Origin of the sequence: Aquabacter spiritensis, assembly GCF_004346185.1 — a bacterium.
GTDB classification, from domain to species: Bacteria; Pseudomonadota; Alphaproteobacteria; order Rhizobiales; family Xanthobacteraceae; genus Aquabacter; species Aquabacter spiritensis.
The window spans coordinates 40,088-53,366 of the sequence record NZ_SMAI01000011.1 but is presented as its reverse complement, the minus strand read 5'-3'; the positions used below and the strand labels follow the sequence as shown (position 1 = coordinate 53,366).

Genomic DNA, 13,279 nt, shown 5'->3' with positions numbered 1-13,279 from the left:
GTCATCTGCGGAGCAACATGGTCTATGTGCGGCATAGTGGGCATCCTGGGCAAGGACGCGGTCGCCGATAATCTGGTGGAAGCGCTCCGTCGCCTCGAATATCGCGGCTACGATTCGGCGGGAGTTGCAACCCTCGAACAGGGACATCTCGCGGTCTGCCGGGCCGAGGGCAAGCTCAAGAACCTCACCCACAAATTGCTCAGGCAGCCGTTGTCCGGGCGTTCCGGCATCGGCCATACCCGCTGGGCGACCCACGGCAAGCCCACCGAGCGCAACGCCCACCCCCATGTCACGCCGCGGGTCGCGGTGGTCCACAATGGCATCATCGAGAATTTCCGCGAGCTCAAGGCCGAGCTGGAGGCCGAGGGCGCCTGTTTTCTCAGCGACACCGATACTGAGGTGGTCGGGCAGTTGGTCGACCGTGAAATTGTTCGGGGGAAGGATCCGGTCGCGGCTGTGGAGGCCGTTCTACCTCGCCTCAAGGGTGCGTTCGCGCTGGCCTTCCTGTTCGAGGGCGAGGACGATCTGATGATCGCGGCGCGGCGCGGCTCGCCTTTGGCGATCGGCTATGGCGCGGGCGAGATGTTTCTCGGGTCCGACGCCATCGCGCTCGGCCCGTTCACCGACCTCGTCGCCTATCTCGAAGAGGGGGACTGGGCGGTGATTACCCGCACCGGCGCCGAGATCCATGACGAGAGCGGTGCAGTGGTGGTCCGCCCGGCCCAGAAGGTGCCCCCCGGAACGCTCCTGGTCGATAAGGGCAACCATCGCCATTTCATGGCGAAGGAGATTTACGAACAGCCCGAGGTGATCGCCCACACCTTCGGCCACTATCTCGATCTCACCCGAGAGACGGTGACGCTGCCCGATCTGCCGTTCGACCTCGCCGAAATCGACCATATTTCGATCACCGCCTGCGGCACCGCCCTGTTTGCCGGATCGATCGCGGAATATTGGTTCGAGCGGTTCGCGCGCCTGCCGGTCTCCACCGACATCGCGTCGGAGTTCCGCTACCGCGACACCCCTTTGGGCAAGAACGGCATCACCATCGTCATTTCCCAATCGGGAGAAACTGCCGACACCCTGGCGTCGCTGCGCTATGCGCGCGAATGCGGGCAGAAGACGGTCGCTGTGGTGAATGTGCCGACTTCGACCATTGCCCGGGAGGCCGACATGGTTCTGCCGACCTTGGCGGGACCAGAGATCGGCGTCGCCTCCACGAAAGCCTTTACCTGTCAGCTTGCGACGCTCGCCTGCCTCGCGGTGCACACCGGCCGGGTGCGCGGCGTGCTTTCGGAAGACGACGAGCATCGGCTGGTCCGGGCGATGATGGAGGTTCCCCGCCTCATGACCGAGGCGCTGAAGCTCAGCCCGGAGATCGAGGCGCTCGCCCGCACCCTCTCCAAGGCCCGCGATGTGCTCTATCTCGGACGCGGCACCAATTATCCTCTGGCGCTCGAGGGTGCGCTGAAGCTGAAGGAGATTTCCTACATCCATGCCGAGGGCTATGCCGCAGGCGAACTGAAACACGGGCCGATCGCGCTGATCGACGAGACCATGCCCGTCGTGGTGATCGCACCGTTCGACCGGATCTTCGAAAAAACCGTATCGAACATGGAAGAGGTGGCCGCGCGGGGCGGTCGGATCATTCTCGTCACCGACCAACGCGGCGCGGACCTCGCGCATGTCGAGGCGATGCAGAAACTGATCCTGCCTGAAATGCCGGCGACCGTGACCCCGATGGTCTATGCCCTGCCGGTTCAGCTCATCGCCTATCATACGGCTGTTCTGATGGGCACGGATGTCGACCAGCCGCGAAATCTCGCAAAGTCGGTAACGGTGGAATAGCCGATCGGGAGATCACCCCGACGGCCGCGTCACGATGAAGACCGTGAGGGCGGCGAACACGGCACCCTCGACGCCGAGTACGACAGGCGGCGCTCCGAAATACCAGGTGCCGGACAATGTGCCGACAAAGCTTGCGAGCGCAAACAGCTTCACGATCGGCGGGATCGCCCCCGTTTCCTGCCAGCGGCGGACGCTCGGCCCGAGATAGCGGTGGTTCAGGAGCCAAGCCTCGAAGCGGGGCGAGGTGCGGGCGAAGCACCAGGCGGCGAGGATCAGGAACACCGTGCCGGGCAGCATCGGCACGATCATGCCGATCGCCCCGATGACCAGGAAAACGAAACCGGCGGCAAACAGGGCCCTACGCCAGAGAACCTTCATGGACGCGCCTCAGCCGGCCGAGAGCAGGCGCATCGCCGCATCCCGTTTGTGGAGATAGAGCAAGGTCCGGGCGGCGGCGCTGTCCGGGGCAGACAAATGTGGATCGCGCGCCAGGAGGACCGCCGCCGCCGCGCGCGCGGTGTCGAGCAGCGGCCCGTGCATATCGAGCCGGGCGAGATCGAAACCCGGAAACCCGCTCTGGCGGGTGCCGAGCACATCGCCCTCGCCGCGCAGCCGCAGATCCTCCTCTGCGATGGCGAAGCCGTCATCGCTCGCGCGCAGCATCGCGAGCCGCGCCTTGGCCGTCTCGCCGAGCGGCCCGCGATAGAGCAGAAGGCAGGTCGAGGGCTTGTCGCCGCGTCCCACGCGTCCGCGCAATTGGTGGAGCTGCGAAAGGCCGAAGCGCTCGGCATGCTCGATCACCATCAAGGTGGCATTCGGCACATTCACCCCGACCTCGACGACCGTGGTCGCGACCAGGATGCCGGTTTCCCCCGCTGCGAACCGCGCCATCGCGGCATCCTTCTGGGTCCCCGACAAGCGCCCGTGGACGAGGTCGACCCGCCTCCCGAAGCGAGCCGCCAACATGGCGTGGCGCTCGGTCGCCGCAGCGAGGTCGCTGGCATCGCTTTCGTCGACCAGGGGGCAGATCCAATAGACCTGGGCTCCGGCCTCCAAAGCGCGCCCGATCGCTTCGATCACCTCGCCGAGGCGCTCAAGCGAAACGGTCCGTGTGTCGATGGCCTGGCGGCCCGGCGGCTTCTCCCGGAGTTCGCAGACCGCCATGTCGCCGAACAGTGTGAGAACCAGCGTGCGTGGGATCGGCGTGGCCGTCATCAGCAACATGTCCGCCGCTTCGCCTTTGCGGGTCAGAGCGAGCCGCTGCTCGACGCCGAAGCGATGCTGCTCGTCGATGATGGCGAGGGCGAGATCGGCGAAGGCGACGTCCGGCTGGATCACGGCATGGGTGCCGACGAGGAGACCGGTGCGCCCGGCGGCGAGGTCGTCCAGGATCGCGGCGCGCGCACGCCCCTTTTCGCGACCGGTCAGGATCGCGGTCGCGATCCCGGCGCGGGCGGCGAGTGGCGCAATGGTGTCGTAATGCTGGCGGGCCAGCACTTCGGTCGGCGCCATCAAGGCCGCCTGACGTCCGGCTTCGATCACCAGCGCCGCGGCGAGCAGACCGACCACCGTCTTCCCGGACCCCACATCGCCCTGGAGCAGGCGCAGCATGCGCCTGTCGGAGGCGATGTCGGCGCGGATGGCTGCCACGGCGCTTTCCTGCGACCGCGTGAGCGCGAAGGGGAGGGACAGCCGCACGGCCTCGGCCAGACGGCCGTCTCCGCGCGTCGCTCGACCACCGATTTCGGCCTGACGGACGCGCACGAGGCCAAGCGCGATCTGGTGGGCGAACAATTCCTGGAACGCCAGTCGCTGCCACGCGGCGCCTGTCACCGAAATGTCGGCGATTTCGGAGGGCTGGTGCACCCGTCGCAAAGCCGTCTTGAGATCGGGCCAGCCTTCGGCGGCGAGAATGCCTCCGGGAACCGGCTCGCCGAGGGTTGGCACGCCGTCCAGCGCCGCGGCGATTGCCCGTCGCACCTGGCCGCCGGAAAGCCCTTCGACCAGGGGGTAGACCGGCTCGATGGGCGGCAGCCGCGCAAGGCCCGCCGCATCGAGGATCCGATCGGGATGGGTCATCTGGCGCATGCCGTCATAGAGCGTGATGCGTCCGCAGAGCCAGCGCGTCGCCCCGACCGGAAGGAGCCTTTCGAGAAATGCAGGATCCATTTTGAAATGCGCGATGACGAGGTCGCCGCTGGGATCGCTGACAAAGGTGCGGTGCGGGCTCCGGCTGCCGGGGGGCGGGGGCTGGTGGCCGTCTACCCGGACTTCGAGGGTGACGTCGGTCTCCGGCACGGCCGCCGCGATGGTCGGGCGAGAGCGACGGTCGACGAAGCCGGAGGGCATGTGGAAGAGGAGATCCACGACGCGCGGCGTCTCTGCCCCCAGCAGGCGCGCAAACGGGCGCTCCAGCTTGGGGCCGATGCCCTTGAGCGTCGTCAGGGGGGCGAACAGGGGATCGAGGGCCGCAGGGCGCATGCGGGGCGAAAGTGGCGGACGCGCGCGGCCTGTGCAAGGGTCGTCAAAGCCCCGTTCCATCAAAGATTTCTGGTATTGTTCCAAGCTATCGGAGCGGTCTGATGCGCGGGATGGCATTCCGATGAGTGACCGGCAGGACGAGGACACCGAGATCGCGGCCTTTTTGCGGGGCCTGCATCGGCGCGGCATCCGCGATCCCGCCGTGCTGCGGGCAATGGAATTGGTGCCACGCGCCTTGTTCGTGGAGCCAGGATTGCGCCGGCATGCCTATGACGACGTTGCACTCCCTATCGCCTGCGGTCAGACCATCTCGCAGCCGAGCCTCGTCGCCGAGATGACCGAGGCGCTTCAGGTCACCGCCGGTCATCGCGTTCTCGAGGTCGGAACGGGCTCCGGCTATCAGGCGGCCATTCTCTCCCATCTGGCGGCCGACGTCGTGACGGTCGACCGCTATCGCAGCCTGGTGGCTGAGGCGCAGGTCCGATTTCAGGAACTCGGCCTTCGCAATGTTTCCGCCCTCGTAGCGGACGGCAGGGGTGGCATGCCGTCGCGGGCCCCTTACGACCGCATCATGGTGACGGCGGCAACCCGCGAGGTGCCGCCCGCTCTGTTCGAGCAATTGCGGATTGACGGCCTCCTCGTCGCTCCGGTCGGCGATCCCGCCTCGGTGCAGGATTTGACGCGCTACGCGAAGGGAGTGGACGGCATCTCTGCGACGCGGCTCTGCGCGGTCCGTTTCGTTCCGTTGCTCGAAGGCGTATCCGCGCGCCTGTGAACGGGAACCGGCCCTCAGGCGCATGCGGTTTGCCCTCGGGTCCCACCTCCTCTACTTATCCGGCGGAAAGGGGCGCGGCATGCGGCAAATCCGGACGGGCCTGGCGGGAGTGATCTGGATCGCGGCGGGACTGGCTGTGTCGGCCTGCGCCAGCCGTCCCCCGGGCATAATGGTCCCTGTTGCCGAGAGCGCGCCCGGCGCGAGCCGCGTTGAGATGGTTGTCGCGACCACGCGGGCAAAGGTCGATACCGGCGATCTCTATGGCGGCGATCGCGCCACGGACCCGAGTTTTGCGGAAATTACCGTTTCGATCCCGCCGGCCAGCGCGCGGGCCATCGGCGAGGTCCAGTGGCCGAAGAGCGTGCCGGGCAATCCCGCAACCGATTTCGTGACGCTCAAGGCGGATATCATCGACCAAGCCGAGGCGAAGCGTTGGCTCGACAAGAGGATCGAGCGGACACCGCATCGCCAGGCCCTGGTCTTCATCCACGGCTATAATAATCGGTTCGAGGATGCGGTCTTCAGATTTGCGCAGATCGTGCACGATGCCGGAGCGGACGTGGTCCCGGTGCTGTTCACCTGGCCCTCGCGTGGAAGCCTGCTCGCCTATGGCTATGACCGCGAGAGCGCGTCCTACTCCCGCGACGCATTGGAAAAGCTCCTGACCATCCTGGCAAAGGATCCGGACGTCGGGGAAATTTCGATCCTGGCCCATTCTATGGGCAATTGGGTGACCCTGGAGGCGCTGCGCCAGATGGCGATCCGCAACGGCCGCGTCCTGCCCAAGATTAAGACCGTCATGCTGGCCGCGCCGGATGTCGACGTCGACATCTTCCGCACGCAGCTTGCGGACATGGGAAAAACGCGGCCGCGATTTGCCATCTTCGTCTCGCAGGACGACCGCGCGCTCCAAGTTTCCCAGAGGGTCTGGGGTTCGCGCGCGCGGCTCGGCCAGATCGATCCCGAGGCCGAGCCGTTTCGGACCCAGTTCGAAAGGGAGAAAATCACCGTCCTCGACCTCACCAAGCTGCGCACGGCGGACCAGCTCAATCATGGCAAATTCGCCGAAAGTCCGGAGGTCGTGCAGATGATCGGCGCCCGCCTGGCGCAGGGGCAGACGATGAGCGATGGCCGCGAGGGCGTGGGCGACCGAATTATCCAGGTCACGACAGGTGCCGCTGCAACCATTGGGAATGCAGCGGGCGTGATCATCTCGGCTCCGGTCGCCGTGGTCGATCCCAGCACCCGCGAGAATTTCGGCGCGCAGGTTCAGGAGCTCGGCTCGACCGTCACCAATACGGCGACCTCCACGGGTCGATTGCTCACCACACCCGCACCTGTTCCCCAATAGGATGTGTTGTATTTTTATCGCACACCAGAGGGACCGCGCGCAAATCTGCCGCATTTAAGCCCGCGTTTACTCAGCCACGGTTTACTCGCGTCATGTTCGTAGCGTGCGAGTCGGGCCACATGCCTTCTTCCAGCAACACCTTGGGATCCGGCGCTTTGGCGAAGCTTGCCGTCCTCGGGCTGGTGTCCGGCGCACTCGCCGGCTGCAGCTCGGACGCCACTCGCCTTACGTCTTTAACCAGCCCCTATCCGCCGGCGACCCAGGGCTCGCCGGAAGTGACCGGTTCCCTGGGTGCGGCGCCGACGGCCCGTGTCGATTCGGGTGCTTTGGGGTCTCCGGCATTGGCCGCGGCACCGACCGCACCGTCGGGTCCGCCGGTCGCCTATGCTCCGGCAAGCTATCCGGGGCCGGCATCGATGCCGACTCAGGTCGCGCCCGCGATGGCCGCGGCACCCGTCACGTCGATGGCGACGTCGACCCATGTCGTGGTCGGCGGGGAGACACTCACCTCCATTGCCAGGTCTTACGGAACCACGGCCGCTCAAGTCGCGAGCCTGAACGGGATGCCGCCGGACGCCGTCCTGCGCATTGGTCAGCCGCTCACAGTACCGCGCACGTCGACCACGGTAGCCCAGCCGCATGTCGTCGCTGCACCGGTGGCCGTCGCTCCGAAGCCGGCCGTGGTCGCGGGGACACAGGCGGCAGTGCCCGTGCCCCCCGCAGCGAAGCCCGTGACCGCGCCGCCGGCCGCCCCGGCCGCAGCAAAGACCTCTCCGGTCCAGGCCGCCGGCATGCTCGCCGCGCCCACGGCCGCGCCGGTCGCCACAGCGCCTGCGCCGGCGTCGGCCAAGGGTGCCGCAGCGCCCGCCGCCCAAGCCGCAAAGACTGCTGCCGTCGCTCAGGACGATGCCGACGACGCGCCGCGCGCCGCCGGGTCAGGCCCGCAGTTTCGCGCGCCGGTCCGTGGACGTGTGATTTCGGGCTTCGGTCCGAAACCCGGCGGGGCCCGCAATGACGGGGTGAATTTCGCGGTGCCGGAGGGCACGTCCGTGCGCTCGGCCGAGGACGGCACCGTGGCTTATGCCGGCAATGAGTTGAAAGGTTACGGCAATCTGGTCCTGATCAAGCACGCCGACGGCTATGTCACTGCCTATGCCCACAATAGCGAGCTTCTGGTGAAGCGCGGCGACACGGTACGGCGCGGCCAGATCGTCGCCAAGGCCGGGCAGAGCGGCGGTGTGAGCACGCCGCAACTCCATTTCGAGATCCGCAAGGGATCGCAGCCGGTCGATCCGAGCCAGTACGTCGCCGGCCTCTGAGCACGACCGGGTCAGGTCGAAACGGCTTGATCGGGGATCGGTCTCCAACGCGCCGAAAACGCGCCAAAATCTGGAATTCAATCCCCCGAATCGGCCGGCCTTCCGCCGGCCGTTTTCATTTGTGCTCTGCTTGGCTGAACCGACCTGCGGCAGAAGGGATATCGTCAAACAAAAAAGGCGCCCGGTGGGGCGCCTTGAGGTCACGCTCGGACGGAAACCAAGATCACTTGATCTTGGTCTCACGGAATTCGACATGCTTCTTGGCGACCGGATCGTACTTCTTCAGGACGAGCTTGTCGGTCTTGGTCCGGGAGTTCTTCTTGGTCACATAGAACACGCCCGTGTCCGCGCTGGACAGAAGCTTGATCTTGATGGTTGCAGCCTTGGCCATGATCCTGAATCCTGATGCCGCAGACGTGCACGGGGCAGCGCGGTTCAATAAATATCGCACGCGCTGCCGGCGCGGCGGCTCGTGGGGGCGGAACCTCGGTTATCGGAGCGGATTTGTCAAGCCTCGGACCGCTTCACGAAGGCGAGCCGCAGCGCCACCACGGCGACATAGACGCCCAGCATCCCACCGATGACGATGGCGAAGCCGAACGGATCGTAGAGGTCCATTCCGAAGCCGACCATTGGCGGCCCGATCACGAGGCCGATCGAGTACAGCATGACGAACGCCGCATTTGCCGCGGCGAGGTCCGCGCCGTGGAATCGTGCACCGAGATGGGCGAGCCCGACCGTGTAAAGGCTCCCCACGATGCCCGTGACGATGAAGATCGCGATGTGGAACGACAGGCTCTGGACCGGCACGAAAGGCAGGATGAAGGCCCCGATCGTTCCCACCAGGGCGCAGAACAGAAGCAGCAAGCGCCGATCTACGCGGTCGCTCACGAGGCCGAGCGGGATCTGAAAAGCGACATTGCCCATCACCGCGATGGTGAGCAGCAGCGACGCTTGTCCCGCCGGAAGGCCCAGCCGCAGGCCATACAGCGGCAGGAAGCTCATGACGGCTGTCTCGATCGCGCCGAAAACCAAAGCCGCGAGTGTTGCCGTCGGAGAGCGGCGGATGAAGGACAGGACTCCGTGCGCACCGCTCTCGATGAGTTTCGGCGCCATGCCGCGGGACAGGAGAATCGGGACGAGACCCGCGGAGAGGACGGCGCATCCGGCGAGATAAGGCAGCCAGCCTTGGGTGCCGAGAAGGCTGAGCATGGCCGGGCCGATCGCGGCGCCGATCGACAGTGCGGTGGCGTAGACCCCCATGATCAACCCGCGCCGGTGCGGCGGCGCCACGGTGTTGATCCAGAATTCGCTGACCGCGAACAAGATGCACAAAGCGGCGCCTAGCGCGAAACGCAGCGGGAACCAGACGATGAAGGCGTCGGCCGCCTTGAAGGCCGGCAGGCTGAGCGCCGTCACGACAATCGCAAAGGCGAGCAGCGCCCGAGGCCCGACACGTCGCAGCAGAGCGGGAATGAACGGCGCGGTCGCCACGGTCGCAAGACCAGCGACGGCGGTGTTGATCCCGATCCAGGTACGGCTGATCCCGCGCGACTCCATCTCGATGGCGAGCAGGGGAATGGACAGGCTGATGCCGATGCCGACGACCGAAATGGCCGCGATGGCGGCGGTGATCGAGGCGGTCCGGCTCATGGGGGCGGCCGACGCCGGGGCGTGCATGGAAAAGTCCTTGTTGCGGCGACGTCGCAGAGGTCGTCGGTCTGCTCTAATCGAGCACCGTGCGCACGAACCGGCCGTGATGCATACTGTAGAAGGGCACCGGCAATGTGCGCTGGAACCCGGCATCCAGCCGACCCCTCAACTCGTCGAGTATGACGCGGGTAATGGCGGGAAGTTCCGCGTGCTCGGTTTCTTTGAATGTGAGCCAGCGGGTTTCGACCAATTCGGACGCGGGGCCGACCATCCCTTCCACGCGGCTGCACACCGCCTGGACATCAGCCACGAAGAAGCGCGTGTCGAACCGCTTGGGCCGTCGTGGTGGCGTGATGGCGCGCAGCACGAAGGTGAGCGCCTCGAGATCCGGGAATACACCGGCTTCGCCAAAGGCCGCCCAGGGTTCCGGACATTCGGGGGCGCCGGCCTCCTTCGTCCCGAGCATCAGGCCGGTCTCCTCGAACATTTCGCGAATCGCCGCCGCGGCGAGGGCGCGCCCACGCGTCGCGCTCGGGCGCGAAACATTCTGTTGCAGGCGCCGGTCGCTATCGCCGTCGAGCGTGCCGTAGACCGGCATCGCCTTGTCGGAGGTCTCTACCCGGCCGCCCGGGAACACGAACACGTTCGGCATGAACCGGTGGCCGGGATGGCGCAGTCCCATCAGCACGCGCGGCTCGCGGCCGCTGCGATCGATCAGGATCAAGGCGGCGGCATCGTTCGGGCGCGTGTTCGGCCAGTCCTGGCGGCGCTCGGCGGCGGTGAGGCGTTGGGCGAGGTCGGTCATGGTGCCTTGGACGGTGCGGCCGGAGGGAGGGGCTCGTGCTCCGGGCTGCGCGGATCGAAGCCGTGCATCCGCAGCGCCCATTGCAGCCCGACGAGAGCGCCCTTTATGGGCGGGAGGAAGGCCAAGCTCAAGAGCAACGTCAGCGGCATGAAGATCGCGAGATGCAGCCAGATGGCCGGGCGGAATATCTCTTCCACCAGAACCAGGATTGGAACGACGATATGGCCGACCGCGACGATCACCATATAAGGCGGCGCGTCGTCCGCCCGGTGATGATAGAGCGCTTCGCCGCAGACCGGGCAGTCATCCGCCACCTTGAGATAGCCGCGAAACATCGAGCCCGCGCCGCATTTCGGGCAGCGGCACATCGCGCCCCGCATCATCGCGGTGCCTGGGGCGCGGGGGGCGCCGTCGTCTATAACCGTCATCGAGGTCATCAGCTCCTGCCCCGCCCGCCCTTTGCCGGTCCCTTGGACGATCGCCCCTTCGGGGCCTTGCCCTTGGTGGCGCGCGGCGCGCCGCGAAAGCCCGGGCGCGGAGCCGGGCCCGCTTTGTCCGCGCCTCCCGGCCGGGCGGATCGGCCACGCCGCCCCGCCCCTAGATAGGTGCCTTCGCTCAGAAGCTCAAATCGCAGGGCGCCGGCGACCGGCGCCGCCTCGACCAGGCGCACCTCCACCCGGTCGCCGATGCGGTGCATTTCGCCCGTCCGGTCGCCCACAAGTGCCTGGCGCGTCTCATCGAATCGGTAATAGTCGGCGCCGAGCGTGGAGGCCGGAACAAAGCCGTCGGCGCCGGTCTCGTCGAGTGCGACGAAGAGCCCCGCTTTGGTCGCCCCGGTGACCCGCGCGGCGAAAGTGGCGCCGATCTGGTCGGCGAGATGGTGGGCGATGAGCCGGTCCACCGTCTCGCGCTCTGCCGCCATGGCCCGCCGTTCGGTCACCGAAATGCTCGCGGCGACCTCGCCGAGTGTCTCGGGCGTGGCGTCGTCAGGCAGCCCGTCGCGCCCGAAATTGTGGGCGCGGATCAGTCCGCGGTGCACGACGAGGTCGGAATAACGTCGTATCGGGGAGGTAAAATGCGCATAACGGCGCAGATTAAGGCCGAAATGTCCGTAATTATCGGCGGCATATTCGGCCTGAGACTGGCTGCGCAGCACCACCTGATTGACCAGCGCCGAGACGTCCGTGCCGCTCACTTCGGCCAGGATGCGATTGAAGGTCGACGGGCGCACCGAGTCCCCCTTCGGCAGTTTGATGTCGATGGTCAGGAGGAAGGTGCGCAAATTTGCGATCTTCTCCAAGGTGGGGCCGTCATGCACCCGGTAGATCAGGGGCGTTCGCTTGGCCTCGAGGGTCTCGGCTGCGGCGACGTTGGCGAGGATCATGAATTCTTCGATCAGGCGGTGGGCGTCGAGCCGCGCCGGCACGATCACGCGGTCGACGGTGCCGTCCGGCTTCAGCACGATCTTGCGCTCCGGCAGATCGAGGTCGAGCGGCTGGCGGGCGTCGCGGGCCTTTTTGACACAGGCATAGGCGGCATAAAGCGGGCGCAGCACGTCGGCGACCAGCGGGGCGGCAATCTCGTCCGGTGAGCCGTCGATGGCCGCCTGAGCCTGGGCGTAAGCGAGTTTCGCCGCCGAGCGCATGAGGATGCGGTGGAAGCTGTGGTCGCGCTTGCGGCCGTCGGCGCCGATCACCATCCGCAGGGCGAGGGCAGGGCGGTCTTCGAGGGGGCGCAACGAGCACAGATCGTTGGAAATGCGCTCCGGCAGCATGGGGACCACGCGATCCGGGAAATAGACCGAATTGCCGCGCAGCAGCGCCTCGCGGTCGAGCGCCGACCCCGGCAGGATATAAGCCGCGACATCGGCGATGGCGACGATGACGACGAAGCCGCCCGGGTTCGCGGGATCCGCGTCGGGCATGGCGAAGACGGCGTCGTCATGGTCCTTCGCGTCGGGCGGATCGATGGTCACGAGCGGCAGGTCGCGCCAGTCCTCGCGGCCTGCGAGGGTCGCCGGCCGCGCGCGCTCGGCTTCCGCCAGCACCGGCTGGGGAAAGACGTGGGGGATGCCGTGGGCATGGATGGCGACCAGCGACACCGCCTTCTCGCTCGACAGCGAGCCGAGCCGCTCCTTCACCCGCGCGGTCGGCAGGCCGAACACGCGCTGGCGCAGAATGTCCACCGAGACGAGGTCGCCGTCCGCCGCGTCCTGCTCGGCACCGGGCGGCACCTGGAGTTCGCGGCCGAGATTTTTCTTGTCGATCGGAATGATGCGCCCGCCGCCCTGGGGCGCGGCCCGGAAAATGCCGAGGGTCTGGCGGCGCGCCTTTTCGATGACCTTGAGAACGCGCCCGACAGGGCGGCCGTCTTCCATGTCGTCGGCGATCCGCAGCAGCACCCGGTCGGAGAGGCCGGGCGCCGGCCCCTTGGCGCGGCGGGGCACCTGGACCAGGATCCGCGGCGCCTCGCCGTGCTCGATCTCGTCCCACTCGACGGGAACCGCGATCAGTTCGCCATCGGCGTCGCGGCTCGAAATGTCCGCGAGGACGACCCCGGGCAGGGCGCCAGCCACATGCATCTTCCGGCGGCGGCGGGAGACGCTGCCCTCCTCGGAAAGTTCGCGCAAAAGCGCCCGCAGCGCGCCTTTCTGGTCGGCGCCGATGCCAAAGGCGCGCGCAATCTCGCGCTTGTCCACGTCCGCGCCGCGCTGGGCGATGAAGGCGAGAAGCTGGTCCTTGGTGGGAAGCGCGCCGTCCAACGCGTCGGGTGCCGCAGCAGCGGCTTCCGCCGCCTCGGATGCGCCCGCAGGCTGAGATGCGCTTCGGCGCGGGGTCCGGCGCGGTTTCACCGAGCGGCCTGCCGGGGAGATGCGTTTTGCCAAGAGTCAAAAGTTCCGTTGGAGGAGAAGGGTAGCCGAACGCGCCCGTGCGAGCCAGTCGCGCAGGCCGGGGGCGGGCGCCCAGTTGCGGAGGCCATCGCCCGGATATAGTAAGGGAGCCTCGCTATTGCGAACCTGCCGCGATAACCCCCCGGCCAAAGAGTCA

At 67.0% G+C, this 13,279-nt stretch carries 11 protein-coding genes; 4 read left to right on the top strand and 7 right to left on the bottom strand.

Annotated features, from left to right (window positions below; translation table 11 throughout):
• The first annotated feature begins 24 nt into the window (after positions 1-24).
• On the top strand, positions 25-1,848 hold the full coding sequence (glmS, locus tag EDC64_RS16375) for a glutamine--fructose-6-phosphate transaminase (isomerizing) (RefSeq protein WP_132033321.1): 1,824 nt from the start codon (positions 25-27) through the stop codon (positions 1,846-1,848).
• 12 nt (positions 1,849-1,860) lie between these two features.
• Here the strand turns inward: glmS and EDC64_RS16370 are convergent, their stop codons facing one another.
• Together EDC64_RS16370 and recG are read right to left on the bottom strand one after the other, a co-directional pair.
• Positions 1,861-2,226 (bottom strand): YbaN family protein, encoded by a 366-nt coding sequence (locus tag EDC64_RS16370; protein WP_132033319.1) that lies wholly within the window; start codon positions 2,224-2,226, stop codon positions 1,861-1,863.
• A gap of 9 nt (positions 2,227-2,235) precedes the next feature.
• A complete protein-coding gene (gene recG, locus EDC64_RS16365; RefSeq protein WP_132033317.1) occupies positions 2,236-4,329 on the bottom strand; it encodes an ATP-dependent DNA helicase RecG in 2,094 nt (697 codons plus the stop codon).
• A 121-nt stretch (positions 4,330-4,450) separates the two neighbouring features.
• Between recG and EDC64_RS16360 the strand changes: the two genes are divergently transcribed.
• From EDC64_RS16360 to EDC64_RS16350, 3 genes are all read left to right on the top strand, one after another.
• Positions 4,451-5,104: a protein-L-isoaspartate(D-aspartate) O-methyltransferase gene (locus tag EDC64_RS16360; RefSeq protein WP_132033315.1), complete on the top strand. Its 654-nt coding sequence runs from the start codon at positions 4,451-4,453 to the stop codon at positions 5,102-5,104.
• Between the two features lie 79 nt (positions 5,105-5,183).
• Positions 5,184-6,455 carry an alpha/beta hydrolase gene (locus EDC64_RS16355; protein ID WP_132033313.1) on the top strand — a complete coding sequence of 424 codons (1,272 nt, stop codon included), beginning with the start codon at positions 5,184-5,186 and terminating at the stop codon, positions 6,453-6,455.
• A 155-nt stretch (positions 6,456-6,610) separates the two neighbouring features.
• Entirely contained in the window at positions 6,611-7,774 is a 1,164-nt protein-coding gene (locus EDC64_RS16350; RefSeq protein ID WP_245504746.1) for a M23 family metallopeptidase, read from the top strand.
• 223 nt (positions 7,775-7,997) lie between these two features.
• On the opposite strand, the gene rpmG is transcribed toward EDC64_RS16350, so the two are convergent.
• The 5 genes from rpmG to rnr all read right to left on the bottom strand — a co-directional run bounded on the left by rpmG (position 7,998) and on the right by rnr (position 12,993).
• The gene (gene rpmG, locus EDC64_RS16345; protein WP_132033308.1) at positions 7,998-8,165 is read right to left on the bottom strand and encodes a 50S ribosomal protein L33; all 168 of its coding nucleotides are present in this window, start codon (positions 8,163-8,165) and stop codon (positions 7,998-8,000) included.
• 116 nt (positions 8,166-8,281) lie between these two features.
• Entirely contained in the window at positions 8,282-9,454 is a 1,173-nt protein-coding gene (locus tag EDC64_RS16340; protein ID WP_132033305.1) for an MFS transporter, read from the bottom strand.
• 46 nt (positions 9,455-9,500) lie between these two features.
• A complete protein-coding gene (locus tag EDC64_RS16335; RefSeq protein WP_132033303.1) occupies positions 9,501-10,232 on the bottom strand; it encodes an NUDIX hydrolase in 732 nt (243 codons plus the stop codon).
• A complete protein-coding gene (locus EDC64_RS16330) occupies positions 10,229-10,660 on the bottom strand; it encodes a DUF983 domain-containing protein (RefSeq protein WP_132033576.1) in 432 nt (143 codons plus the stop codon). Before EDC64_RS16330 ends, EDC64_RS16335 begins: the two co-directional genes overlap by 4 nt.
• 8 nt (positions 10,661-10,668) lie before the next feature.
• Positions 10,669-12,993, bottom strand: coding sequence for a ribonuclease R (gene rnr, locus EDC64_RS16325; RefSeq protein ID WP_132033301.1), 2,325 nt, complete (start codon positions 12,991-12,993; stop codon positions 10,669-10,671).
• Between the last annotated feature and the right edge of the window lie 286 nt (positions 12,994-13,279).

What these genes read in the sequence shown, in the direction of transcription:
- recG (WP_132033317.1), bottom strand. Translation starts at nt 4,329, where the DNA reads ATGCGCCCTGCGGCCCTCGATCCCCTGTTCGCCCCCCTGACGACGCTC.
- EDC64_RS16335 (WP_132033303.1), bottom strand. Translation starts at nt 10,232, where the DNA reads ATGACCGACCTCGCCCAACGCCTCACCGCCGCCGAGCGCCGCCAGGAC.
- EDC64_RS16370 (WP_132033319.1), bottom strand. Translation starts at nt 2,226, where the DNA reads ATGAAGGTTCTCTGGCGTAGGGCCCTGTTTGCCGCCGGTTTCGTTTTC.
- glmS (WP_132033321.1), top strand. Translation starts at nt 25, where the DNA reads ATGTGCGGCATAGTGGGCATCCTGGGCAAGGACGCGGTCGCCGATAAT.
- EDC64_RS16355 (WP_132033313.1), top strand. Translation starts at nt 5,184, where the DNA reads ATGCGGCAAATCCGGACGGGCCTGGCGGGAGTGATCTGGATCGCGGCG.
- EDC64_RS16360 (WP_132033315.1), top strand. Translation starts at nt 4,451, where the DNA reads ATGAGTGACCGGCAGGACGAGGACACCGAGATCGCGGCCTTTTTGCGG.
- EDC64_RS16340 (WP_132033305.1), bottom strand. Translation starts at nt 9,454, where the DNA reads ATGCACGCCCCGGCGTCGGCCGCCCCCATGAGCCGGACCGCCTCGATC.
- rpmG (WP_132033308.1), bottom strand. Translation starts at nt 8,165, where the DNA reads ATGGCCAAGGCTGCAACCATCAAGATCAAGCTTCTGTCCAGCGCGGAC.
- EDC64_RS16330 (WP_132033576.1), bottom strand. Translation starts at nt 10,660, where the DNA reads ATGACGGTTATAGACGACGGCGCCCCCCGCGCCCCAGGCACCGCGATG.